The organism is Clostridium sp. LS3 (assembly GCF_055330225.1).
On sequence record NZ_CM143921.1, the window covers coordinates 244,127 to 269,075 of the forward strand.

A 24,949-nucleotide genomic window follows, 5' to 3' on the forward strand; every position below is an offset into this window, starting at 1 on the left:
TTAGTAGGTGTTAATATGATAAGTGCTATAATTTTAGCTGGTGGAAAAGGCAAAAGAATGAGTTCTAAAATTAGTAAGCAATATATAGAGTTGAAAGGCAAGCCTATTTTATATTATACCTTAACTAAATTTATTAACTGTAAAGAAGTAGATAATATAATTTTAGTTTTACCAAAGGATGAAATAGAGTTTTGCAAAAGGGAGATATTGGAAATATACTCCTTAAAGGTTGACATGATAGTTGAGGGTGGAAAAGAGAGACAAGATTCAGTGTTTAATGCTTTAATGGAGATTAATGATTCTGAAATTATATTGATTCATGATGGTGCAAGACCATTTACATCTGAAAAAATAATTAAAGATGGAATAAAATATGCAAAGCTTTATGGAGCAGCAGCACCAGGAGTCACGCCAAAGGACACAATAAAAGTTGTAGACGAAAATGGATTTTCTAAACATACTCCAGATAGGAAAGATTTATTTGCAATTCAAACTCCACAAGTTTTTAAGCTGGAAGTTATAAAGGAGTGCCATAAGAAAATCAAAGAAGAGAATATAAGTGTTACAGATGACACTATGGTAGTAGAGCACTACAACAATAAAGTATATTTGTATAATGGAGAGTATACAAATATAAAAGTCACTACTCCTGAAGATTTGATACTTGCAGAAAAGCTAGTATAATGCAGAAGTTGCTATATTGACATAAGTTTTAGTAGAATATATAATTAATTAAGCTGAAATTTAATAAACTTAAAACAGTGAAGAAGAATAGTAAAATCCGCCAATCAGAGAGAAAATTCATAGGCTGTAAGATTTTCAACAGGATTTGAACCAGCTTTGGAGTTGTAGGTAAAAACTATCGGTTTAATACCGTTATCATTTTAGAGAACAAATTTAGGTGGTACCGCGATATAAGTTCGCCCTAATTAATTAGGGTGGGCTTTTTTTATTATTTTAAAATAAATAATATTCAATACGAATTAGAAAATAAATATGAATTAATAACAATAATAGGAGGAAGCATAAATGAAAATGTCCAATATGTTAATATCAACATTAAGAGAGGTTCCAGCAGAAGCTGAGATAGATAGTCATAAGTTAATGCTAAGAGCTGGAATGATAAGAAAGATGGCGTCAGGTATTTATAATTACATGCCTTTAGGATTAAAGGTTTTAAAAAATGTGGAAGATATAATAAGAGAGGAAATGAATAGTGCAGGAGCACAAGAATTTTTAGCTTCAGCAGTATTACCAGCAGAACTTTGGCAAGAGTCTGGAAGATGGGATGTTTATGGAGAGGAAATGTTCAGACTTAAAGATAGAAATAACAGAGATTTCTGTCTTGGGCCAACTCATGAAGAAGTATTTACTGACATTGCAAGAAATGAGATTAAATCATACAAACAATTACCAGTAAATCTTTATCAAATACAAACTAAGTATAGAGATGAAAGAAGACCAAGATTTGGAATTATGAGATCAAGGGAATTCATAATGAAGGATGCATATAGCTTTGACAAGAATCAAGAAGGATTAGATTTATCATATAATAAAATGCACGAAGCATATATAAAAATATTTAATAGATGTGGAATAGATGCAAAATGCGTTGAAGCTGATTCAGGTGCGATTGGAGGTTCAAACTCAGCAGAATTTATGGTTAAATCAGAAGTAGGAGAAGACGATGTTGTATTCTGTACAGCTTGTGATTATGCTGCAAATATAGAAAAGGCTCCATCAACAGTTGAAAGAGCTGAAGCAGAAGAATTAAAGGGATTAATAAAAACTGAGACTCCAAATGTAAAAACAATAGAAGAACTTGTTAAATTCTTTAATACAACAGAAAAGAAATTTGCAAAAACTCTAATATATAATGCTGATGGTAAAATAGTAGCAGTAATGGTTAGAGGAGATAGAGAAGTAAATGAAGTTAAAGTTTCAAATGCTTTAGGTGGAGCAGTAAATTTAAATATGGCTACTCCAGAAGAAGTCTTTAAGGCTACTAATGCACAAGTCGGATTTGCTGGTCCTATAAATATAAAAGTAGATACTTTATTAGTTGATGAAGAAATTGTTAATATGTACAATTTCATTGTAGGAGCTAATGAAACAGGATACCACATTGAAGGTATAAATTACGGAAGAGATTTTGAAGGTGTAGTTGGAGATTACAGAAATATAACTGAAGGTGAAAATTGTCCAGTTTGTGGTGGTAAAGTAACTATATCAAGGGGAACAGAAGTTGGTCATATATTTAAGCTAGGAACAAAATATTCAGAAGCTATGAATGCTAATTTTATAGATGAAAGTGGTAAGGAAAAACCATTTATGATGGGGTGTTATGGAATTGGGGTAACAAGAACAATGGCATCAATAATTGAACAACATAATGATGAGAATGGAATAGTATGGCCTTTATCTGTAGCACCGTACCATGTTAATATTATTCCAGTAAATATCAAAGATGAGGAACAAATGAAAGTTGCTAACAATATCTATGAAGAGTTAAAAGCTATAGGTTTTGATGCGATACTAGATGATAGAAACGAAAGAGCAGGAGTTAAATTTAAAGATTCAGATCTTATGGGAATACCAATGAGAATAACAGTTGGTAAGAAAATTGTTGATGGAGAAGTTGAATTTAAGTTAAGATCATCAGATATGGAAAATATAAAATTTGAAGAAGTTATAGATAGAGTAAGAGAAGAGTTTAAGAAAAATAAATTATCTGTGAGATAGGAGGTAATTAGATGAGGATTTACAATAGCATAACTAGAAAAAAAGAAGAATTTGTACCATTAACACCAGGCGAGGTTAAGATGTATGTATGTGGACCTACTGTGTATAACTATTTTCATATAGGAAATGGTAGAACTTTCATAATCTTTGATACTATAAGAAGATATTTAGAGTACAGAGGATATAAGGTTAGATTTGTTCAAAATTTTACAGATATAGATGACAAAATGATAAAAAAGGCAAATGAAGAGGGTACAACAGTTAGTAATGTTGGAGATAAATATATAGATGAATATTATAAAGATGCTGATGGGTTAAATATAAAAAGAGCATCAGTAAATCCAAGAGCGACTGAATATATTATTGATATTATAGAGTTTGTAGAAGGCTTAATTGAAAAAGGATATGCATATGAAGTAGATGGAGATGTTTATTTTAGAACAAAGAAATTCCAAGGATACGGAAAATTAATTGGTCAAAATTTAGAAGATCTACAGGCTGGAGCAAGAATAAATGTAGATGAAAGAAAAGAAGATCCTATGGATTTTGCATTATGGAAGGCTCAAAAGCCGGGTGAACCAGCTTGGGAAAGCCCATGGGGCATGGGAAGACCAGGATGGCATATAGAATGCTCATGTATGGCGAAGAAAATATTAGGAGATACCATAGATATACATGCTGGTGGGATGGATTTAGCTTTCCCTCATCATGAAAATGAAATTGCACAAAGTGAGGCTTTAACTGGAAAAACATTCGCTAGATATTGGTTACATGGAGCTTTCTTAAATATAAATAATCAGAAAATGTCAAAATCATTAAATAACTTTTTAACAGCAAGAGATATATTAAAACAATATGATGCTGATGTAGTAAGATTTTTAATGTTATCAGGACATTATAGAGTACAATTAAACTTTAGCGATGAACTTCTTGAATCTGCAAAGTCATCAACAGAAAGGTTATATAATGCAATCTCTAATTTAGAAAACTTAATGGATGAAGTTAAAAAAGAGTCTATGGGTGATAAAGAAAAGGCTTATCTAGAATCTTTAGATGTTTATAGACAAAGATATATAGAAAAAATGGATGATGACTTTAATACAGCTGATGCTATTACAGCTATTTTTGATCTTATAAAAGATATAAATACTAATGTATCAATAGATTCATCAAAGGAGCTTTGTGAAAGTGTGCTAAGCTTAATAAGAGAATTAGGGGAACCATTAGGAATACTTCAAAATTCCACTAAAGGAAGTTTAGAAGAAGAAATAGAAAATCTAATAGGGCAAAGACAACAGGCTAGAAAAAATAAGGATTTTGCATTAGCAGATAAAATTAGAGATGATTTAAAAGCTAGAAATATAATCTTAGAAGACACACCTCAAGGAGTAAGGTGGAAAAAGGTAAATTAAGGTTAAAGGGCTGCATTAATGCAGCCTTTATTTAAAGGAGAGAAAAAATATGTTAGAGGATTTAAGAGTGAGAGAATTTAGTAAAGAAGAAGCTAGGAGATTAAATCCTTTGCAGTTAGCACTGATAGGTGATGGTGTATATGAAATATATATAAGAAATTATATACTTTCTAACAATACTGAATTATCAGCTCATAAAATACATGTAAAAGCAATAGGTTATGTTAAAGCTAAGAGTCAATCAACTATAATGCATAGTATAGAGGATGCCTTAACAGAAGATGAATTATATATTTACAAAAGAGGAAGAAATACAAAATCTGCAACAATACCTAAAAATGCAGAGGTAATAGACTATAGAAATGCTACGGGATTTGAGGCTTTAGTAGGATATTTATATTTAACAGGAAATAAAGAAAGACTATATAATATATTAGAAAAATCTACAGAATTACAGTTATCATAACTAAGGAAAAGTATATAATAGACATAAGGAGTGATTTAAGATGACAAAGGGAAATAGAGAAGCTAGAATGAAAGCTAGAATGGAAAGACAAATGCTTGAAAACAATTCATCACAAGGCAAAAAGTATGGTGTAAAAGAAAATAGAAAAGCAAAAGATTATTCAAGCGAAAATATTAATAATGCAGTAGAAGTAGAAGCGAGAGAAGACCTAATTATCGGTAGAAATGCTGTTATGGAAGTATTAAAAAGTGATAGAACAATAGAATGTCTTTATATTGCTAATGGTAACATGGAAGGATCAATTAAAGTTATAATAAATATAGCAAAAGAAAAAGGTTTAGTATTAAAAGAAGTTGATAGAAAGAAACTTGATATAATGACTAATGGAACAAACCATCAAGGGGTTGTAGCTTTAGTTACTCCGTTTAAATATTGCCAAATTGCAGATATACTAAATTTAGCAAAAGAGAAGAAAGAAGATCTATTTGTTGTAATATTAGATGAAATAGAAGATCCTCATAACTTAGGATCTATAATAAGAACAGCTGAGCTATGTGGAGTTCATGGAATAATAATACCAAAAAGAAGAAACGTAGGAATAACTTCTACTGTTTATAAATGCTCAGTTGGAGCTATTGAACATATGAAAATAGCAAAAGTAACTAATATAAATTCAGCAATAGATGAATTAAAAGAAGCAGGATTATGGATTTATGGTGCAGATATAGATGGAGAAGAATATAGTTATCAAGCTAACTTTAATGGACCATGTGCAGTAGTTATAGGAAGCGAGGGAAGAGGAATATCTAAGCTTACCTTGAAAAAATGTGATAAACTAGTTAAAATTCCTATGATAGGTAAAATTAACTCTTTAAATGCTTCAGTTGCAGGTGGTATAATGATGTATGAAATATTAAAGGGAAGACTAATAAAATAACAAAATCAAAGAGGTAACATGTGAAAATTATATTTGTTGATGGATATAACGTAATAAACAGCTGGCCTAATTTGAAGAAACAAAAAGACTATAGCTTTGATGGAGCAAGACAGAGTTTAATAGACAGTTTACATAACTACTCAGTTTATGAAGGATGCAAAATAATAATAGTATTTGATGCTCATAAGGTTAATAGGAGCATTGAAAAAAAGCAAGATATAAATAAAAACATAAGTATAGTTTTTACAAAAGATGGTGAAACAGCAGATTCTTATATAGAAAGAGAAGTACATAACTTAGGTAGAAGATTTGAAGTTTATGTTGTTACATCAGATTGGCTTGAACAACAAACTATATTTCAAAGAGGTGCAGTAAGAATATCTGCTCTTGAGTTCTATAATGAAGTTTTAGAAACTCAAAATAGAATTAACAAAAAGGCACAAAAAAATATGTCTTTATCTAAAAATCATTTGGGAGATAATGTTGATGAAGATATATTTAAAAAATTAGAAGCTATAAGACGAAGTGATTAATAATTTTAATTAATATATTTATCATAATAGAGGGCTTAAAGGGGTGATATATGGTGGAGAATACCAAAAAAGATACTAGTCTGTTTGTGGAATTTCAGAACAAGCTAGATGAAGAAGTAGTTGATGAAGCAAAAAGAGGAAATAGCAGAGCACAAGAATATTTAATATCTAAGTATGAAAACTTTGTAAAAGCTAAAGCGAAATCATACTTTCTTATTGGGGCAGATAAAGAAGATATTTATCAAGAAGGAATGATAGGATTATACAAAGCTATAAGAGATTTTAAATCAGATAAATTAACGAGCTTTAAGGCTTTTGCAGAGCTATGTGTTACTAGACAAATAATAACGGCTATAAAGACAGCAACAAGACAAAAACATATTCCCTTAAACACATATATATCTTTAAATAAGCCCATATATGAAGAAGAATCTGATAGAACACTAATAGATGTTTTATCAGAATTAAAAATAACAGACCCAGAAGAGCTTTTAATAGGAAAAGAGCAACTAAAACATATAGAAGGTGAGATGGCTAAAGTTTTATCAGACTTAGAAATGGAAGTGCTTCAATCCTATCTAGATGGTAAATCATATCAAGAAATAGCATGTGATTTAGATAGGCAAGCTAAGTCTATAGACAATGCTTTACAAAGAGTAAAGCGAAAGCTTGAAAAATGTCTATATACAGAAAAATAAGTCACTAAATTTTTATTGACAAATTTTTTGAACAATAGTAAACTTTATAATTGGTATATTAAACTATAAAAATATTATGTGGAAATGCTCACGTAGCTCAGTAGGTAGAGCGTCGCCTTGGTAAGGCGGAGGTCGTCGGTTCAATCCCGATCGTGAGCTCCAGTATAGTTGAGTGCTTACTAATAATGATTGTTGTAATTTATAAATTACTTAAATCTTTGTAGTAAGCTCAATATATTAAGCAAAACGATACAAAACGCTAGGCAAAGTTTATTACAAAGATTAAAGGAGGATTTTACAATGGCAAAGCAAAAATTCGAAAGAAGTAAACCACACGTAAACATTGGAACAATCGGTCACGTTGACCACGGTAAGACAACTTTAACAGCTGCAATCACAACTGTTTTATCAAAAAAGGGATTTGCAGAAGCATTTGATTATGCTGCAATAGATAAAGCTCCAGAAGAAAAGGAAAGAGGTATTACAATCAATACTTCTCACGTTGAATATCAAACAGAAAACAGACATTATGCTCACGTTGACTGTCCAGGACATGCTGACTATGTTAAGAACATGATCACAGGTGCTGCACAAATGGATGGAGCAATATTAGTTTGTTCAGCTGCAGATGGTCCAATGCCTCAAACAAGAGAACACATTCTTCTAGCATCAAGAGTTGGTGTTGACTACATAGTTGTTTTCTTAAATAAAGCAGATATGGTAGATGATGAAGAATTATTAGAACTAGTTGAAATGGAAGTTAGAGAATTATTATCAGAATACAACTTCCCAGGAGACGACATTCCAGTAGTTAAGGGTTCAGCTTTAGTAGCATTAGAAAACCCAACAGATGAAAAAGCAATCGCTCCAATTCTTGAGTTAATGGATGCAGTAGATAGCTACATTCCAACTCCAGAAAGAGCAACAGATAAGCCATTCTTAATGCCAGTAGAAGATGTATTTACAATCACTGGTAGAGGAACAGTTGCAACAGGAAGAGTTGAAAGAGGAATTCTTAAGGTAGGAGACGAAGTAGAAATCGTTGGATTACAAGAAGAAAGCAGAAAAGTAGTAGTAACAGGAATAGAAATGTTCAGAAAGTTACTAGACGAAGCGCAAGCTGGAGACAATGTTGGAGTTCTTTTAAGAGGAGTTCAAAGAACAGACATCGAAAGAGGTCAAGTTTTAGCAAAGGCTGGAACAGTTAAGCCACACAAAAAGTTCGTAGGTCAAGTTTACGTACTTAAAAAAGAAGAAGGTGGAAGACATACTCCATTCTTCGATGGATACAGACCACAATTCTATTTCAGAACAACAGACGTTACTGGTTCAATTAAGTTACCAGATGGAATGGAAATGGTTATGCCAGGAGACCACATCGATATGAACGTTGAATTAATCAATCAAATAGCTATGGATGAAGGATTAAGATTCGCTATCAGAGAAGGTGGAAGAACTGTAGGTTCAGGAGTTGTTACTAGCATAATAGAGTAATATGTATTATTAGTATATAGTTTAGGGCTGGGTGGGATTACCTAGTCCTTTACAAAGGCTTATATATTGACATAATGCATGTTTTGTGATAATGTGTTTAGGTAATTAACGAAATTAAATTAACATAAAGTAATAAGGTTTTATATTATTTACGGTAAACTGGAGGTGCAGACTGTGAGAGTAAAGATAACTTTAGCATGCACAGAGTGTAAGCAAAGAAACTACAATTCAATGAAGAACAAGAAAAATAACCCAGACAGATTAGAAATGCATAAATACTGCAAGTTCTGTAAAAAACATACACTTCATAAAGAAACTAAATAGTTAGCTGATATAGTGATGACATATACTCACAAAAATTAAGGATGTGAAGTAATGGCTGTTAAGGAAAATGTAAATTTAACTAAAAATTCACCTGATAAAGGTGGCGTATTTAAATTTTTTAGAGAGGTTAAGGCAGAAGTTAAAAGAATAACTTGGCCTTCTAAAAATGATACTAAAAAAGCGTTAATTGCAGTTGGCGTAGTCGTACTAATATATATAGTATTAGTAGGCGGGTTAGATTATATTTTTCAAAACCTCTTTAAATTCATTTTAAAACTAAAGTAAGGAGGTTTAGGTGGTTAACCACCTATAAGGAAATATGAGCGAAAAAGCAAGATGGTATGTTGTACACACATACTCAGGCTACGAAAACAAAGTTAAAGCAAATCTTGAAAAAACCATTGAAAATAGAAATCTTCAAAGCTTACTTCAAGACATTCAAGTGCCTATGGAAGAAGTAATAGAAGAGAAAGATGGGAAACAAAAGATTTCTCTTAAAAAGAAGTTTCCTGGATATGTGTTAGTAAAAATGCTAATGACTGATGAGTCATGGTATGTGGTTAGAAACACTAGAGGCGTAACTGGGTTTGTTGGCCCAGCTTCTAAACCAGTTCCTCTTACCGATGAAGAAGTTGAGTCTATGGGAGTTCAAGAAACTCCGGTAGAAATAGATTTGGAGGTAGGGGAAAGTGTAAGAGTTATCTCTGGACCATTAAAAGAATTTGTTGCTATAATCCAAGAGATAAATCTAGAAAAACGCAAAATAAAAGCGTTAATTGATATGTTTGGCAGAGAAACTTTAGCTGAACTAGAATTTACACAAGTTGAAAAATTAGTTTAATATAAGCTAATGTTTTAATAAAGTGGGAGGACTAAGGTCCGTATTACCACAGTATAGGAGGAATAATACATGGCTAAGAAAGTAACAGGAATGATTAAACTTCAACTTCCTGCAGGTAAGGCGACACCAGCACCACCAGTAGGACCAGCATTAGGTCAACACGGTGTTAACATCATGGGATTCTGTAAGGAGTTCAACGCAAAAACTGCTAACCAAGCTGGATTAATAATACCAGTTGTTATAACAGTTTACCAAGATAGATCTTTTAGTTTTATACTAAAAACTCCACCAGCAGCAGTTCTTATAAAGAAGGAATTAGGAATCGAAAGTGGTTCAGGAGTTCCAAACAGAACTAAAGTTGGAAAATTAACTAAGGATCAAGTTAGAAAAATTGCTGAGTTAAAGATGCCTGACTTAAATGCAGCTACAATCGAAACTGCTATGAGCATGATCGAAGGTACTGCAAGAAGTATGGGAGTAACTATTGAAGAGTAATTCGTAAAAAAGTGGGAGGTAAAAACCGCTAATACCACAAAGGAGGCAAATTATGGGAAAGAATTATATTGAAAGCGCAAAATTAATAGATAAGAGTGCATTATACACTCCATCTGAAGCTTTAGATTTAGCAGTAAAGACTGCTAAGGCAAAATTTGATGAAACTATAGAACTACATGTTAGATTAGGGGTTGACCCAAGACATGCAGATCAACAAGTTAGAGGAGCTGTTGTTCTTCCAAATGGAACAGGTAGAACTGTAAGAGTTTTAGTGTTTGCAAAGGGAGAAAAAGCTAAAGAAGCTCAAGAAGCTGGTGCAGATTTCGTAGGAGCGGAAGAATTAGTTCAAAAGATCCAAAGCGAAAACTGGTTTGACTACGATGTAGTAGTTGCTACGCCAGATATGATGGGTGTTGTTGGTAGAATCGGTAGAGTTTTAGGACCTAAAGGATTAATGCCAAACCCAAAATCAGGAACAGTTACATTTGATGTTGCTAAAGCAATTGCTGAAATAAAAGCTGGTAAAGTTGAATATAGAGTAGATAAAACTGCTATAGTTCACTGCCCAATTGGAAAGAAGTCATTTGGTGTAGAAAAATTACAAGAAAACTTCCGTGCTTTAATGGATGCTTTAATAAAAGCTAAACCAGCAGCTGCTAAGGGACAATACGTTAAGTCAGTATCTGTTTCAAGCACTATGGGTCCTGGAGCAAAGGTTAACCCAACAAAAGTTTTAGATTAGTATTGACAAACGGATAGTTGTGTAATATAATTTTATCTGTTGTTAAAGAGAATACTGATTCCAAAGACAGTAGGTGCCGAAAGGTTTAAAATAATTGCCTACCGAGGAATACCAAGGTAAGTAATTATTTGGTCTTCCTATGTCTATGGGAAGGCCTTTCTTAATATAAATTTGCAGTTGAAAACTGTGAGGAGGTGGACACACAGTAATGAACAAGAATAGACAAATTAAAGAAGCTAAAGTTGCTGAGATTAAAGAAAAATTAGAAAAAGCTCAAGCGATCGTTTTAGCAGACTATCAAGGTTTAACAGTTGAAGAAGATACAGCTTTAAGAAAATCTTTAAGAGAAGCTGGTGTTGAATATAAGGTTTATAAGAACAACCTAGTAACATTAGCAGCTAAAGAATTAGGAATCGAAGGTCTTGATGAATATTTAGAAGGACCAGTTTCTATAGCATTCGGATATGAAGATGCTACTGCTCCAGCAAGAGTATTACATACATTTGCTAAGGATCATAAGAAGATAGAATTAAAGGCTGGTATGGTAGAAGGAACTTTATACAATAAAGAAGAAGTTGAAAAACTTGCTACAATACCATCAAAAGAAGTTCTTATCGCAAAACTTCTTGGAAGCTTCAAAGCTCCATTATCAAACGTTGCATATTTATTAAATGCAATTAAAGAAAAAAAAGAATCAGAGTCAGCTGAATAATAACTGATAAAAATTTGGAGGTGCAATTAAAATGACAAGAGAAGATATAATTCAAGCTATAAAAGAAATGACTGTTTTAGAATTAAACGAGCTAGTTACAGCTTGTGAAGAAGAATTTGGTGTAAGTGCGGCTGCTCCAGTAGCTGCTGCAGGAGCTGTTGCAGGTGCTGCAGCTGCAGAAGAAAAGACTGAATTCGACGTAGTATTAGCTAGCGCTGGATCACAAAAGATCAAAGTTATCAAAGTTGTTAGAGAATTAACTGGATTAGGATTAAAAGAAGCTAAGGAAATAGTTGATGGAGCTCCTAAGACAATAAAAGAAGCTGTATCAAAAGAAGAAGCTGAAGACATGAAAGCTAAATTAGCTGAAGTTGGAGCTGAAGTAGAAGTTAAGTAATTAACTTTTAAATTGAAAAGGTGCTGTTAAAGGCACCTTTTTAATTGCTCAAATAAAACTATATAAAATATCAAAATCCTGGGATACTTTATATAGTTTTATATAAAAATTACTTGAAATGTAATTTATTATAGATTAACATAAGTTATACAATAAATTAATTGACATTAAAAGAATAGTATGATAGTATCATTAAATGTACTATTCAATATGGATAGCTATATATTCATATGAAAAAAATGTATAATCGAACAGAAGATGGTTATACTAATAAGTGATGCTGTCCGAAAGCATAAGTCCTTAGGGAAAGTGTGCTTTTGGTTATTTTAGTTTTATACAAGGGGTGAAAATTCATGGTACATCCTGTCCAAGTCGGAAAAAGAACTAGAATGAGTTTTGGTAAAGTTAAAGATGTAACTGAAATGCCAAATCTTATTGAGGTACAATTAGATTCATATCAGTGGTTTTTAAAGGAAGGACTTCATGAAGTTTTTGATGATATCAATCCTATTACAAACTTTACTGGTAATCTTGTGCTTGAATTCATTGATTATAAGCTTGATATGGATAATATTAAGTATTCAGTGGAAGAGTGTAAGGAGAGAGACTCTACTTATGCTGCACCATTAAAAGTTTCAGTAAGATTACAAAATAATGAAACTGGAGAAATTAAAGAACAAGAAGTATTTATGGGAGACTTCCCATTAATGACAGAGCAAGGTACTTTCATCATAAATGGTGCTGAAAGAGTTATTGTAAGTCAATTAGTAAGATCACCAGGCGTTTATTACAATTTTAATGTTGATAAAACTGGTAAAAAATTATATTCATCAACAGTAATTCCAAATAGAGGAGCATGGTTAGAATATGAAACAGATTCTAACGATATTATCTATGTAAGAATAGATAAGACAAGAAAGCTTCCTATATCTATATTAGCAAGAGCTATGGGATTTGGAAGTGATCAAGAACTTTTAGACTATTTTGGAGAAGATGAAAGATTTAAAGCTACAATAGAAAAAGATAATACTAAGACTAAAGAAGAAGCTTTATTAGAAATATATAAGAGATTAAGACCTGGTGAACCACCTACAGTAGATAGTGCTATATCTCTTATAGATTCATTATTCTTCGATGCGAAGAGATATGATTTATCAAGAGTTGGTAGATATAAATTTAACAAGAAGTTAGCTTTAAATTTAAGATTAGTTAATCAAGTAGCAGCTACAGACATAATTAATCCTCAAACAGGGGAAATTATGGTTGAGCAAGGTGAAAAGATTAGCAGATCTGTTGCAGAAGAAATTCAAAATGTTGGTATTAACTCAGCAGACATACTAGTAGAAGATAAAGTGGTTAGAGTAATTGGTAACCATTTTGTAGACATTAAGAAATTTATATCATTTAATATTGATGATTTAAATGTTAGAGAGCTTGTTCACTACCCAACATTAAAAGAGATATTAGATAATTATGAAGATGAAGATGTTATAAAAGAAGAAATAAAGAAAAACATAAACAGACTTATTCCTAAACATATAATAAGGGATGATATATTTGCGACAATAAGCTACGAATTGGGTTTACCATATAATGTTGGCTATGTTGATGATATAGACCACTTAGGAAATAGAAGATTAAGATCAGTTGGAGAGCTATTACAAAACCAATTTAGAATTGGTTTATCAAGAATGGAAAGAGTAGTTAAAGAAAGAATGACTATTCAAGACCAAGAAGCTATAACACCTCAAATGTTAATTAACATAAGACCTGTTGCAGCTGCTATAAAAGAATTCTTTGGTAGTTCACAATTATCACAATTCATGGATCAAACAAATCCATTATCAGAATTAACACATAAAAGAAGGTTATCAGCTTTAGGACCTGGAGGTCTTTCGAGAGAAAGAGCAGGTTTTGAAGTTAGAGACGTTCACCACTCCCATTATGGTAGAATGTGTCCTATAGAAACTCCAGAAGGACCAAACATAGGGCTTATTAACTCTTTAGCAACATATGCTAAGGTTAATGAATATGGATTTATAGAAACTCCTTATAGAGTTGTAGATAAGGAAAAAGGTATAATAACTGATGAAATAGAATACTTTACAGCTGATGTAGAGGACCAATATCTTATAGCACAAGCTAAAGAGCCTATTAGTGAGGACAGAAAGTTTGTTGATAAAAGAGTAACAGTTAGATACCTAGATGAAGTATTAGTAGTAAATGCTGAAGAAGTTGATTTAATTGATGTTTCACCAAGACAAATAGTTTCAGTAGCTACTGCTATGATACCATTCCTTGAAAATGACGATGCTTCAAGAGCGCTTATGGGATCTAACATGCAACGTCAAGCTGTTCCTTTATTAAAACCTCAGGCGCCAATAGTAGGTACTGGGATAGAATTTAAAGCAGCTGTAGACTCTGGAGTTCTTCCAAAGGCTAAAAATGCAGGGAAAGTAGTTTACGTAAGCTCTAATGAAATAAGAATTAAGAGAGACGTAGACGGTGGTATAGACACTTATAGACTTCTGAAGTTTAAGAGAAGTAACCAAGGTACATGTATAAACCAAAGACCTTTAGTAGATAAGGGTGAAATAGTGTTTAAGAACCAAGTTTTAGCTGATGGTCCATCAACTGATTTAGGCGAAATAGCACTAGGTAAAAACATTAGAATGGGATTCATAACTTGGGAAGGCTATAACTATGAAGATGCCATGCTTATTTCTGAAGAACTAGTTAGAGAAGATGTCTTTACTTCAATTCATATAGAAGAATACGAATGTGAGGCAAGAGATACAAAACTAGGACCAGAAGAAATAACTAGGGATATTCCTAATGTAAGTGAAGATACATTAAAAGATATAGATGATAGAGGAATAATAAGAATTGGAGCTGAGGTTAGATCAGGAGATATTCTTGTAGGTAAAGTAACGCCTAAAGGAGAAACTGAATTAACTGCAGAAGAAAGATTACTAAGAGCTATATTTGGAGAGAAAGCTAGAGAAGTAAGAGATACTTCATTAAGAGTACCTCATGGAGAAGCTGGAATCATAGTAGATGTTAAGGTATTTACTAGAGAAAATGGCGATGAATTAAATCCAGGAGTTAATGAACTAGTTAGATGTTATATAGCTCAAAAGAGAAAGATTTCTGTTGGAGATAAGATGGCTGGACGTCACGGTAATAAGGGGGTTATCTCAAGAGTATTACCAGAAGAAGATATGCCATTCTTACCTGATGGTAGACCATTACAAATATGCTTGAACCCACTTGGGGTTCCATCTCGTATGAACATCGGTCAGGTACTTGAAGTTCACTTAGGATGGGCAGCAAGTCAATTAGGATGGCATATAGCTACTCCTGTATTTGATGGAGCTACTGAAAAAGATATTGAAGAATGCTTAGAAAAAGCAGGATATAATGCAAATGGAAAAACTGTTTTATATGATGGTAGAACAGGAGAAGCATTTGATAACGAAGTAACTGTTGGTATAATGTATATCTTAAAGCTAGCTCACTTAGTTGATGATAAGATTCACGCAAGATCAACAGGACCATATTCATTAGTAACTCAACAACCACTTGGTGGTAAGGCACAATTCGGTGGTCAAAGATTTGGAGAAATGGAAGTTTGGGCGTTAGAAGCATATGGTGCTGCTCATACACTACAAGAAATATTAACCGTTAAATCAGATGATGTAGTAGGTAGAGTTAAAACATATGAAGCTATCGTTAAGGGCGAAAATATACCTGAGCCAGGAGTTCCAGAATCATTTAAAGTTCTGATTAAAGAACTTCAAGCTTTATGCTTAGACGTTAAAGTATTAAATGATGAGAATCAAGAAGTTAGACTTAAAGAATTCGCTGAAGAAGATATGGAAGATTTAGAAGTTAATATTGAGGGTACAGAAGATGTTGTATCTGATGATATAAATGTAGATGATAGTTATACAATATCAGAGGAAGAAGTTGAGGAAGATGTTGAGTTTGATAACTTTGCATTAGATGGATTCCAAGAAGAAGATTTAGAACTTGATGATTTTGTAAATGATGAACACTAAATTTGAAGGGAGGATATACCCTTGTTTGAATTCAATAATTTTGATGCTATACAAATAGGTTTAGCTTCACCTGATCAAATAAGAGAATGGTCAAGAGGAGAAGTCAAAAAGCCTGAAACTATAAACTATAGAACTTTAAAACCAGAAAGAGATGGTTTATTCTGTGAAAGAATATTTGGACCTATTAAAGACTGGGAATGTCATTGTGGTAAATATAAGAGAGTTAGATATAAGGGAATAGTTTGTGACAGATGTGGAGTTGAAGTTACTAAAGCTAAAGTAAGAAGAGAAAGAATGGGGCATATTGAACTGGCTGCCCCAGTTTCTCACATTTGGTACTTTAAAGGGATTCCATCAAGAATGGGATTACTTTTAGATATGTCACCAAGAGCTTTGGAGAAAATATTATACTTTGCATCATATGTTGTAATAGATCCTAAGGAAACACCATTATTAAAGAAACAACTTTTAAATGAAAAAGAATATAGAGAAGCTGTTGATAAGTATGGTGAAGAAAGCTTTGTAGCTGGAATGGGTGCTGAAGCAGTTCAAGAGTTACTTAGAGAAATTGACTTAGAAGGCCAATCAAGAGACCTTAAAGAAGAACTAAAAACAAGCACTGGTCAAAAGAAAGTTAGAATCATAAGAAGATTAGAAGTAGTTGAATCTTTTAGAAAATCAGGAAACGACCCAAGATGGATGGTTATTAATGTAATACCTGTAATTCCACCAGATTTAAGACCAATGGTTCAATTAGATGGAGGAAGATTTGCAACTTCAGACTTAAATGATCTATACAGAAGAGTTATAAATAGAAATAATAGATTAAAGAAGCTTTTAGATTTAGGAGCACCAGATATAATTGTTAGAAACGAAAAGAGAATGCTTCAAGAAGCTGTAGATGCGCTTATAGATAATGGTAGAAGAGGAAGACCTGTTACAGGACCAGGAAATAGACCTCTTAAATCTTTATCAGATATGCTTAAAGGTAAACAAGGTAGATTTAGACAAAACCTACTTGGTAAAAGAGTTGACTACTCAGGTAGATCAGTTATAGTTGTAGGCCCAGAGTTGAAAATGTACCAATGTGGACTTCCAAAAGAAATGGCTTTAGAATTATTCAAACCATTTGTTATGAAGAAGTTAGTAGAAGATGGGGTAGCACATAATATAAAGAGTGCTAAGAGAATGGTTGAAAGAGTAAATAATCAAGTATGGGATGTACTTGAAGAAGTTATTACAGATCATCCAGTTTTATTAAACCGTGCACCTACACTACATAGGCTTGGAATTCAAGCATTCCAACCGATTTTAGTAGAAGGTAGAGCAATAAAGCTACATCCACTTGTATGTACGGCTTATAATGCTGACTTTGATGGAGACCAAATGGCTGTTCACGTTCCACTATCAGTTGAAGCACAAGCAGAAGCAAGATTCTTAATGCTTGCAGCAGGAAACATTATGAAACCTTCTGATGGTAAACCAGTTTGTGTACCTACGCAAGATATGGTTTTAGGATCATATTATTTAACTATGGATAAAAGTGATGCTAAGGGAGAAGGTAAGATATTTGCTTCTAAGGATGAAGCTATAATGGCTTACCAAGTTGGTGAAATAGCAATTCATGCATTAATTAATGTAAGAATGTTTAAAGAAGTAAATGGAGAAAAGAAATCGGGAATAATAAAGACAACAGTTGGAAAGATAATATTCAATGAATCAATACCTCAAAATTTAGGCTTTGTAGATAGAACTAAGGAAGAGGAAGAGTTCAACTTAGAAGTAGATTTCTTAATAACTAAAAAGTCTTTAGGAACAATTATAGATAAATGTTATACTGTACATGGTCCAACTAATACATCAATAATGCTTGATAAAATTAAAGCATTAGGATATCATTATTCATCTATTGGAGCTGTAACAGTAGCAGCTTCTGATATGATAGTGCCTGAAGCTAAGTACACACTATTAAAAGAAGCGGATGAAACTGTTGATAAAATAGAGAAGATGTATAAGAGAGGATTCATATCAGAAGATGAAAGATATGAAAGAGTTATAGAAAAATGGACCAAGACAACAGAGGATGTTGCTGATGCATTAATGGAAAGTTTGGATAAGTTTAATCCAATATTCATGATGGCAGACTCTGGAGCCAGAGGATCTAAGTCTCAAATTAAGCAATTAGCTGGTATGAGAGGTCTTATGGCGAGTCCAACAGGTAAGATTATAGAGTTACCTATTAGAGCATCCTTTAGAGAAGGACTTGAAGTTCTAGAATACTTTATATCTACTCATGGAGCTAGAAAAGGTAATGCTGATACAGCTCTTAAAACTGCTGACTCTGGTTACTTAACAAGAAGACTTGTTGATGTATCACAGGATGTTATTGTAAGAGAGATAGATTGTGGAACAACAGAAGGTATATATGTTTCTGAAATAAAAGAAGGAAACGAAGCAATCGAAGGATTAGCAGAAAGACTATACGGAAGATATACAGCAGAACCAATAATTAATCCAACAACAGGAGAAGTTATGGTTGAAGCTGATCAATATATGGAACTAGATGTTGCAGAAAAAGTTGCAGCGTCAGGAGTTAAGAAAGTTAAAATTAGATCTGTATTTACATGTAAGTGTAAAGTTGGTGTGTGTTCTAAATGTTATGGTATGAATATGGCCACTGCACAAAAGATAAATATAGGTGAAGCTGTTGGTATTATAGCAGCTCAATCAATAGGAGAACCAGGAACTCAGCTTACAATGAGAACCTTCCATACAGGGGGAGTTGTTGGAGCCGATATAACACAAGGTCTTCCTAGAGTTGAAGAATTATTTGAAGCTAGAAAACCTAAAGGTTTAGCTATAGTAAGTGAAATTACAGGTACAGTAAAAATTGAAGAAACTAAGAAAAAGAGAACTGTATTTGTTACTTCAAATGATGGTGAAGAACGTAGTTATGAAATACCATTTGGTTCAAGATTAAAGGTATCAGACGATGACTTTATAGAAGCTGGTGATGAAATTACTGAAGGTTCAGTAAATCCACATGATATAGCAGCAATTAAAGGCATAGATGGAGCTAGAAAATATCTACTATCTGAAGTTCAAAAAGTTTATAGACTTCAAGGTGTTGATATTAATGATAAACATTTAGAAGTTGTTGTTAGACAAATGACTAGAAAAATAAAAGTTTCGGATTCAGGAGATACTGAGCTATTACCAGGAACTATGATAGATATGTTTGACTTCGAAGAAGAAAATGCAAGAGTAAGAGAATTTGGTGGAGAAGAAGCTAAAGGGGAGCAAGCATTACTTGGTATAACTAAGGCTGCTTTAGCAACAGATAGTTTCTTATCAGCTGCATCATTCCAAGAAACTACAAGAGTTCTTACAGAAGCTGCTATTAAAGGAAAGATAGATCCATTAGTAGGACTGAAAGAAAATGTTATTATTGGTAAGTTAATACCAGCAGGTACTGGAATGATGAGATATAGAGATGTAAAACTAGATGTTGACGATGTTTTAGTAGAAAATGAAGCATTAGAATCAATTGAATAATACATTGCAATTTTATTGACATGTGTATGCTTAAATGATAAAATACGAGATGTGTGATTTTAAAAGCTACACTACAGTATAATTGTCTACATGAATTCATGGAGGCAAAGTTATGAACTTAGCCTCTATGAACTTTTATATAGGGAGTGATTTCATGATAGATAGAATTGTAGGTAATAAAGTAATTGGAATAAAACAATGTACTAAATCTATACTAAATGGAAAAGGTACTATTTTATATGTAGCTAAAGATGCAGACAGTAATTTAACTAATCCGTTAATAGAATTAGCGAATGAAAAAAAAGTTAAAATTATTATTATTAATACTATGAAAGAATTAGGAAAAATGTGTGGTATAGATGTTAAAGCATCTTCAGTACTTATATTAGACTAATTCATTAATAAGCTTTTATCTTAAATATTAGATATATAGATAAAAATTTTCAGGAGGTGAAAAAATGCCAACTATTAGCCAATTAGTAAGAAAAGGCAGAAAAACTATTATCAACAAGTCAGCGTCACCAGCACTTAACGAGTGTCCACAAAGAAGAGGAGTTTGTACAGTTGTTAAAACAACTACTCCAAAGAAGCCTAACTCAGCTTTAAGAAAAGTAGCGAGAGTAAGACTTACAAATGGATTCGAAGTAACTGCATACATTGGTGGTGTAGGACACAACTTACAAGAGCACAGTGTTGTTCTTATAAGAGGTGGTAGAGTAAAGGACCTTCCTGGTGTTAGATACCATATCGTAAGAGGAGCACTTGACTGTGCTGGAGTAGCTAACAGAATGCAAGGAAGATCAAAATACGGTGCTAAAAAGCCGAAGGCAAAAAAGTAGTTTAAACTAAACTACAGTAGTGCTTGTCTTCAGCATTTACATAGATTTATAAATTAAGTTTATATAGATGAAAAGGCGAAGCACTTTACGGCAATGTTTAATTGCAGAGTACCAATGAACTTAAATTTACAATGTTAAGGAGGGAAGAAAAGTGCCAAGAAAAGGACATATCGCAAAAAGAGATGTATTACCAGATCCAATATATAACTCAAAAGTTGTTACAAAGTTAATAAACAATGTAATGGAAGATGGTAAAAGAGGAGTAGCACAAAAAATATGCTACGACGCGTTTGAAATAATGGCGCAAAAAACAGGAAAAGATGCTTTAGAAGTTTTTGAAGAAGCTATGAACAATGTAATGCCTTTATTAGAGGTTAAAGCTAGAAGAATAGGTGGTGCTAACTACCAAGTTCCTATCGAAGTTAGACCAGAAAGAAGACAGACATTAGGATTAAGATGGCTTTTAGATGCTTCAAGAAAAAGAGGCGAAAAAGTAATGGCTCAAAGATTAGCTGGGGAATTAATGGATGCAGCTAATAACACTGGAGCAGCTGTTAAGAAAAGAGAAGATACTCACAAAATGGCTGAAGCAAACAAAGCATTTGCTCATTACAGATACTAATATACAAACTGTTTTGGCTTTTGCCAAAACAGTTTTGTCGAATTTAAAATTACTCGTTGAGAGGAGGACATACAAATGGCTAGAAAATATTCGTTAGATAAATTCCGTAACTTTGGAATAATGGCTCATATAGATGCTGGTAAAACTACAACTACTGAGCGTATATTATTCTATACAGGAAGAAGCCACAAAATTGGAGAAGTTCATGAAGGGGCAGCTACAATGGACTGGATGGTTCAAGAACAAGAAAGAGGTATAACAATTACTTCTGCTGCAACAACATGTGAATGGCAAGGACATGAATTAAATATTATAGATACTCCAGGTCACGTAGATTTCACAGTTGAAGTTGAAAGATCATTAAGAGTACTTGATGGAGCTGTTACAGTTCTAGATGCAAAGAGTGGGGTTGAACCACAAACTGAAACTGTATGGAGACAGGCAGACAAATACGGTGTTCCAAGAATGATATATGTTAATAAGATGGATGCTACAGGTGCAGACTTCTTCAGATGTATAAACACTGTAAGAGATAGATTAAAAGCTAATGCAGTTCCAATTCAAATTCCTGTTGGATCAGAAGACCAATTTAAGGGAATGATAGACTTAATAACTAATAAAGCTATTATGTTCTATGATGATTTAGGAAAAGACGTTAGAATTGAAGAAATACCAGCTGATTTAGCTGATCAAGCTGAAGAATACAGAATGGCTTTATTAGAAGCTATAGCTGAAAATAACGAAGATTTAATGGAAAAATATCTTGAAGGTGAAGAGTTAACTGAAGAAGAGTTAATGATTGGATTGAGAAAAGCTACTATAGCTAATGAAATAGTTCCATGTATATGTGGTTCATCTTATAAAAATAAAGGTGTTCAGCAAATGATTAATGGAGTTGTTGCTTTCTTACCATCACCGTTAGATATTCCAGCTATTAAAGGAACTACTTTAGAAGGTGAAGAAGATTCAAGAGAAGCGTCTGATGAAGCTCCAATGGCAGCTTTAGCATTCAAAATAGCAACTGACCCATTCGTTGGAAAACTTGCATTTACAAGAATTTATTCAGGTATTATGGAAAGTGGAACATACGTACTAAACTCAACAAAGGGTAAAAAAGAAAGAATAGGAAGACTTGTTAAGATGCATGCTAATTCAAGAGAAGAAGTAGAAGCATTAGAAGCAGGTGAATTAGGAGCAATTATTGGATTAAAAAATACTACAACAGGAGATACTCTTTGTTTAGAAAGTAATCCAATAGTATTAGAATCAATGGAATTCCCAGAACCAGTTATATCTGTAGCTATAGAGCCAAAGACAAAAGCTGGTCAAGAAAAGATGGGCTTAGCATTAGCTAAACTTGCTGAAGAAGATCCTACTTTCAAAACTCATACTGATCAAGAAACTGGTCAAACAATTATTGCTGGTATGGGAGAACTTCACTTAGAAATCATTGTTGATAGATTAACAAGAGAATTCAAAGTTGAGTGTAATGTTGGAGCTCCTCAAGTTGCTTACAAAGAAACAATTAGAACAGCTGTTAAAGCTGAAGCTAAGTATGCTAAGCAATCAGGTGGTAAAGGACAATACGGTCACTGTGTTATTGAAATGGAACCTACTGAAGGAGAATACACATTTGAAAATGCTGTAGTTGGAGGGGCTATTCCAAGAGAATATATTCCAGCTATAGATAATGGTATTAAAGAAGCAGCTAAGAATGGTATTATAGCTGGTTATGAAACTATTAACTTCAAAGTTAAAGTTGTTCATGGTTCATATCATGAAGTTGACTCATCAGAAATGGCATTTAAGATTGCTGGTTCTATGGCATTTAAAAACGCTATGGCTAAAGCAGATCCAGTATTACTTGAGCCAATGGAAAAGGTTGAAGTTACAGTTCCAGAAGAATACATGGGAGATGTAATGGGAGATCTTAACTCAAGAAGAGGAAGAATCGAAGGTATGGAAGCTATTAACGGTGCACAAATAATAAGAGCATTCGTTCCACTTTCAGAAATGTTTGGATATGCAACTACTTTAAGATCAAGAACTCAAGGTAGAGGTACTTACTCAATGGTATTCGATCACTTCGAAGAAGTTCCAAAGAGTGTTCAAGAAAAAATTAAGAGTGAAAGAAATTAATTCACTTTAGTAATAAATTTAGGTAATGTTGCTGATAATTAAAGTATGAGCAACGTTACATTATATAAATTTTAGTATTATGAAATAATATGATGAAAATTTATATAACTCTAGAAAATTAGAAGTAAATTAGATATAATAATTAAGAAGGTTCATATAATTAATTTCCATAAAGGAGGATTTTACAATGGCAAAGCAAAAATTCGAAAGAAGTAAACCACACGTAAACATTGGAACAATCGGTCACGTTGACCACGGTAAGACAACTTTAACAGCTGCAATCACAACTGTTTTATCAAAAAAGGGATTTGCAGAAGCATTTGATTATGCTGCAATAGATAAAGCTCCAGAAGAAAAGGAAAGAGGTATTACAATCAATACTTCTCACGTTGAATATCAAACAGAAAACAGACACTATGCTCACGTTGACTGTCCAGGACATGCTGACTATGTTAAGAACATGATCACAGGTGCTGCACAAATGGATGGAGCAATATTAGTTTGTTCAGCTGCAGATGGTCCAATGCCTCAAACAAGAGAGCACATTCTTCTTGCATCAAGAGTTGGAGTTGACTACATAGTTGTTTTCTTAAATAAAGCAGATATGGTAGACGACGAAGAATTATTAGAATTAGTTGAAATGGAAGTTAGAGAATTATTATCAGAATACAACTTCCCAGGAGACGATATTCCAGTAGTTAAGGGATCAGCTTTAGTAGCATTAGAAAACCCAACAGACGAAAAAGCAATCGCTCCAATACTTGAGTTAATGGATGCTGTAGATAGCTACATTCCAACTCCAGAAAGAGCAACAGATAAGCCATTCTTAATGCCAGTAGAAGATGTATTTACGATCACTGGTAGAGGAACAGTTGCAACAGGAAGAGTTGAAAGAGGAATTCTTAAGGTAGGAGACGAAGTAGAAATCGTTGGATTACAAGAAGAAAGCAGAAAAGTAGTAGTAACAGGAATAGAAATGTTCAGAAAGTTACTAGACGAAGCGCAAGCTGGAGACAATGTTGGAGTTCTTTTAAGAGGAGTTCAAAGAACAGACATCGAAAGAGGTCAAGTTTTAGCAAAAGCTGGAACGGTTAAGCCACACAAAAAGTTCGTAGGTCAAGTTTACGTACTTAAAAAAGAAGAAGGTGGAAGACATACTCCATTCTTCGATGGATACAGACCACAATTCTATTTCAGAACAACAGACGTTACTGGTTCAATTAAGTTACCAGACGGAATGGAAATGGTTATGCCAGGAGACCACATCGATATGAACGTTGAATTAATCAATCAAATAGCTATGGATGAAGGATTAAGATTCGCTATCAGAGAAGGTGGAAGAACTGTAGGTTCAGGAGTTGTTACTAGCATAATAGAGTAATAATTTCTTATAAAATAGATTTGAATGTAAATTTAAATATTAAGTGTGATCACATTTAGAGAGTAAGGGGACGCCCTTGCTCTCTTTTTTTATAATAATATAGAAAAGAGTTAATAGATAGAATATGCATGATAAATAAATGCTATTGCATATATATTTTTATAATATGTAGATAATATAATTAAAGAAATTTATAAAAATATTTTCTTTTTATTGTAAAGGATTAATATATGTTGAATAGTCAATAATATTAATATAAATTTTAATTTATATTAATATGTAAAATAATACTATAAAAAAATATATTGATAAATATCGAAAACACATATAAAATATATTTGCAAAATAAAATATGTTTTGAAGGTATAAAAAAGCATACTTTAAAAATTATCAAAAAAGGCTAAAAAACTCTTGAAAATGCTATGTAAAGATAGTATAATAAAGAAGTTGTATAGCAAACAGCGATGAATCAAGAGGTTGCCGGACTTCCGGGTTAATTCTTGATGAGTATGTTAGGATCTAGAATCCAACGACAGGGGTTTTATAAAAGTGTGTTTTC

The 24,949-nt window shown here is 32.9% G+C and carries 22 protein-coding genes, 1 tRNA gene and 1 other annotated feature; all 23 genes read left to right on the top strand.

Annotated features, from left to right (window positions below):
- The first annotated feature begins 15 nt into the window (after positions 1–15).
- The 23 genes from ispD to tuf (ACZJV1_RS01295) all read left to right on the top strand — a co-directional run bounded on the left by ispD (position 16) and on the right by tuf (ACZJV1_RS01295) (position 24,390).
- Positions 16–684 carry a 2-C-methyl-D-erythritol 4-phosphate cytidylyltransferase gene (gene ispD, locus ACZJV1_RS01185; protein ID WP_463651157.1) on the top strand — a complete coding sequence of 223 codons (669 nt, stop codon included), beginning with the start codon at positions 16–18 and terminating at the stop codon, positions 682–684.
- Between the two features lie 345 nt (positions 685–1,029).
- Positions 1,030–2,742 carry a proline--tRNA ligase gene (locus ACZJV1_RS01190; RefSeq protein WP_460289424.1) on the top strand — a complete coding sequence of 571 codons (1,713 nt, stop codon included), beginning with the start codon at positions 1,030–1,032 and terminating at the stop codon, positions 2,740–2,742.
- A gap of 11 nt (positions 2,743–2,753) precedes the next feature.
- A complete protein-coding gene (cysS, locus tag ACZJV1_RS01195) occupies positions 2,754–4,154 on the top strand; it encodes a cysteine--tRNA ligase (protein ID WP_463651158.1) in 1,401 nt (466 codons plus the stop codon).
- A gap of 49 nt (positions 4,155–4,203) precedes the next feature.
- On the top strand, positions 4,204–4,620 hold the full coding sequence (locus ACZJV1_RS01200; protein WP_463651159.1) for a Mini-ribonuclease 3: 417 nt from the start codon (positions 4,204–4,206) through the stop codon (positions 4,618–4,620).
- A 40-nt stretch (positions 4,621–4,660) separates the two neighbouring features.
- Complete coding sequence (gene rlmB, locus ACZJV1_RS01205) at positions 4,661–5,557, top strand: 23S rRNA (guanosine(2251)-2'-O)-methyltransferase RlmB (protein WP_463651160.1); 897 nt, start codon at positions 4,661–4,663, stop codon at positions 5,555–5,557.
- 20 nt (positions 5,558–5,577) lie between these two features.
- A complete protein-coding gene (locus ACZJV1_RS01210) occupies positions 5,578–6,090 on the top strand; it encodes an NYN domain-containing protein (protein ID WP_411169515.1) in 513 nt (170 codons plus the stop codon).
- A 50-nt stretch (positions 6,091–6,140) separates the two neighbouring features.
- A complete protein-coding gene (gene sigH / locus ACZJV1_RS01215) occupies positions 6,141–6,788 on the top strand; it encodes an RNA polymerase sporulation sigma factor SigH (protein WP_463651161.1) in 648 nt (215 codons plus the stop codon).
- Between the two features lie 86 nt (positions 6,789–6,874).
- A tRNA-Thr gene (locus tag ACZJV1_RS01220) sits at positions 6,875–6,950 on the top strand.
- A gap of 138 nt (positions 6,951–7,088) precedes the next feature.
- Positions 7,089–8,282, top strand: coding sequence for an elongation factor Tu (tuf, locus tag ACZJV1_RS01225; protein ID WP_411169517.1), 1,194 nt, complete (start codon positions 7,089–7,091; stop codon positions 8,280–8,282).
- Between the two features lie 174 nt (positions 8,283–8,456).
- Positions 8,457–8,606 carry a 50S ribosomal protein L33 gene (gene rpmG, locus ACZJV1_RS01230; RefSeq protein WP_008681213.1) on the top strand — a complete coding sequence of 50 codons (150 nt, stop codon included), beginning with the start codon at positions 8,457–8,459 and terminating at the stop codon, positions 8,604–8,606.
- A gap of 51 nt (positions 8,607–8,657) precedes the next feature.
- Positions 8,658–8,891: a preprotein translocase subunit SecE gene (gene secE / locus ACZJV1_RS01235; RefSeq protein ID WP_322458501.1), complete on the top strand. Its 234-nt coding sequence runs from the start codon at positions 8,658–8,660 to the stop codon at positions 8,889–8,891.
- A gap of 34 nt (positions 8,892–8,925) precedes the next feature.
- Positions 8,926–9,447, top strand: a complete 522-nt coding sequence (nusG, locus tag ACZJV1_RS01240; protein WP_460288962.1) for a transcription termination/antitermination protein NusG — start codon at positions 8,926–8,928, stop codon at positions 9,445–9,447.
- A gap of 69 nt (positions 9,448–9,516) precedes the next feature.
- Positions 9,517–9,942: a 50S ribosomal protein L11 gene (gene rplK, locus ACZJV1_RS01245; RefSeq protein ID WP_008681208.1), complete on the top strand. Its 426-nt coding sequence runs from the start codon at positions 9,517–9,519 to the stop codon at positions 9,940–9,942.
- 52 nt (positions 9,943–9,994) lie between these two features.
- Positions 9,995–10,684 carry a 50S ribosomal protein L1 gene (gene rplA / locus ACZJV1_RS01250; RefSeq protein WP_411169519.1) on the top strand — a complete coding sequence of 230 codons (690 nt, stop codon included), beginning with the start codon at positions 9,995–9,997 and terminating at the stop codon, positions 10,682–10,684.
- A gap of 42 nt (positions 10,685–10,726) precedes the next feature.
- Positions 10,727–10,855 (top strand) — a sequence feature (ribosomal protein L10 leader region).
- A gap of 37 nt (positions 10,856–10,892) precedes the next feature.
- Positions 10,893–11,396 (top strand): 50S ribosomal protein L10, encoded by a 504-nt coding sequence (rplJ, locus tag ACZJV1_RS01255; protein ID WP_411169520.1) that lies wholly within the window; start codon positions 10,893–10,895, stop codon positions 11,394–11,396.
- A gap of 31 nt (positions 11,397–11,427) precedes the next feature.
- Positions 11,428–11,793 carry a 50S ribosomal protein L7/L12 gene (gene rplL / locus ACZJV1_RS01260; protein WP_411169521.1) on the top strand — a complete coding sequence of 122 codons (366 nt, stop codon included), beginning with the start codon at positions 11,428–11,430 and terminating at the stop codon, positions 11,791–11,793.
- A gap of 353 nt (positions 11,794–12,146) precedes the next feature.
- Positions 12,147–15,854 (top strand): DNA-directed RNA polymerase subunit beta, encoded by a 3,708-nt coding sequence (gene rpoB, locus ACZJV1_RS01265; RefSeq protein WP_463651162.1) that lies wholly within the window; start codon positions 12,147–12,149, stop codon positions 15,852–15,854.
- A 21-nt stretch (positions 15,855–15,875) separates the two neighbouring features.
- Positions 15,876–19,409: a DNA-directed RNA polymerase subunit beta' gene (gene rpoC, locus ACZJV1_RS01270; RefSeq protein ID WP_411169523.1), complete on the top strand. Its 3,534-nt coding sequence runs from the start codon at positions 15,876–15,878 to the stop codon at positions 19,407–19,409.
- A gap of 154 nt (positions 19,410–19,563) precedes the next feature.
- Positions 19,564–19,803 carry a ribosomal L7Ae/L30e/S12e/Gadd45 family protein gene (locus tag ACZJV1_RS01275; RefSeq protein WP_322458590.1) on the top strand — a complete coding sequence of 80 codons (240 nt, stop codon included), beginning with the start codon at positions 19,564–19,566 and terminating at the stop codon, positions 19,801–19,803.
- Between the two features lie 64 nt (positions 19,804–19,867).
- Positions 19,868–20,248 carry a 30S ribosomal protein S12 gene (rpsL, locus tag ACZJV1_RS01280; protein ID WP_322458589.1) on the top strand — a complete coding sequence of 127 codons (381 nt, stop codon included), beginning with the start codon at positions 19,868–19,870 and terminating at the stop codon, positions 20,246–20,248.
- 151 nt (positions 20,249–20,399) lie between these two features.
- Positions 20,400–20,870 (top strand): 30S ribosomal protein S7, encoded by a 471-nt coding sequence (gene rpsG, locus ACZJV1_RS01285; protein ID WP_411169524.1) that lies wholly within the window; start codon positions 20,400–20,402, stop codon positions 20,868–20,870.
- Positions 20,871–20,945: 75 nt separating this feature from the next.
- Complete coding sequence (gene fusA / locus ACZJV1_RS01290; RefSeq protein ID WP_411169525.1) at positions 20,946–23,009, top strand: elongation factor G; 2,064 nt, start codon at positions 20,946–20,948, stop codon at positions 23,007–23,009.
- A gap of 187 nt (positions 23,010–23,196) precedes the next feature.
- On the top strand, positions 23,197–24,390 hold the full coding sequence (gene tuf / locus ACZJV1_RS01295) for an elongation factor Tu (RefSeq protein ID WP_411169517.1): 1,194 nt from the start codon (positions 23,197–23,199) through the stop codon (positions 24,388–24,390).
- Positions 24,391–24,949: the final 559 nt, after the last annotated feature.

Bases quoted from the DNA above. Each gene is read 5' to 3' on its own strand.
- ispD (WP_463651157.1), top strand. From the start codon at position 16: ATGATAAGTGCTATAATTTTAGCTGGTGGAAAAGGCAAAAGAATGAGT.
- ACZJV1_RS01190 (WP_460289424.1), top strand. From the start codon at position 1,030: ATGAAAATGTCCAATATGTTAATATCAACATTAAGAGAGGTTCCAGCA.
- cysS (WP_463651158.1), top strand. From the start codon at position 2,754: ATGAGGATTTACAATAGCATAACTAGAAAAAAAGAAGAATTTGTACCA.
- ACZJV1_RS01200 (WP_463651159.1), top strand. From the start codon at position 4,204: ATGTTAGAGGATTTAAGAGTGAGAGAATTTAGTAAAGAAGAAGCTAGG.
- rlmB (WP_463651160.1), top strand. From the start codon at position 4,661: ATGACAAAGGGAAATAGAGAAGCTAGAATGAAAGCTAGAATGGAAAGA.
- sigH (WP_463651161.1), top strand. From the start codon at position 6,141: ATGGTGGAGAATACCAAAAAAGATACTAGTCTGTTTGTGGAATTTCAG.
- tuf (WP_411169517.1), top strand. From the start codon at position 7,089: ATGGCAAAGCAAAAATTCGAAAGAAGTAAACCACACGTAAACATTGGA.
- secE (WP_322458501.1), top strand. From the start codon at position 8,658: ATGGCTGTTAAGGAAAATGTAAATTTAACTAAAAATTCACCTGATAAA.
- nusG (WP_460288962.1), top strand. From the start codon at position 8,926: ATGAGCGAAAAAGCAAGATGGTATGTTGTACACACATACTCAGGCTAC.
- rplK (WP_008681208.1), top strand. From the start codon at position 9,517: ATGGCTAAGAAAGTAACAGGAATGATTAAACTTCAACTTCCTGCAGGT.
- rplA (WP_411169519.1), top strand. From the start codon at position 9,995: ATGGGAAAGAATTATATTGAAAGCGCAAAATTAATAGATAAGAGTGCA.
- rplJ (WP_411169520.1), top strand. From the start codon at position 10,893: ATGAACAAGAATAGACAAATTAAAGAAGCTAAAGTTGCTGAGATTAAA.
- rplL (WP_411169521.1), top strand. From the start codon at position 11,428: ATGACAAGAGAAGATATAATTCAAGCTATAAAAGAAATGACTGTTTTA.
- rpoB (WP_463651162.1), top strand. From the start codon at position 12,147: ATGGTACATCCTGTCCAAGTCGGAAAAAGAACTAGAATGAGTTTTGGT.
- ACZJV1_RS01275 (WP_322458590.1), top strand. From the start codon at position 19,564: ATGATAGATAGAATTGTAGGTAATAAAGTAATTGGAATAAAACAATGT.
- rpsL (WP_322458589.1), top strand. From the start codon at position 19,868: ATGCCAACTATTAGCCAATTAGTAAGAAAAGGCAGAAAAACTATTATC.
- fusA (WP_411169525.1), top strand. From the start codon at position 20,946: ATGGCTAGAAAATATTCGTTAGATAAATTCCGTAACTTTGGAATAATG.
- tuf (WP_411169517.1), top strand. From the start codon at position 23,197: ATGGCAAAGCAAAAATTCGAAAGAAGTAAACCACACGTAAACATTGGA.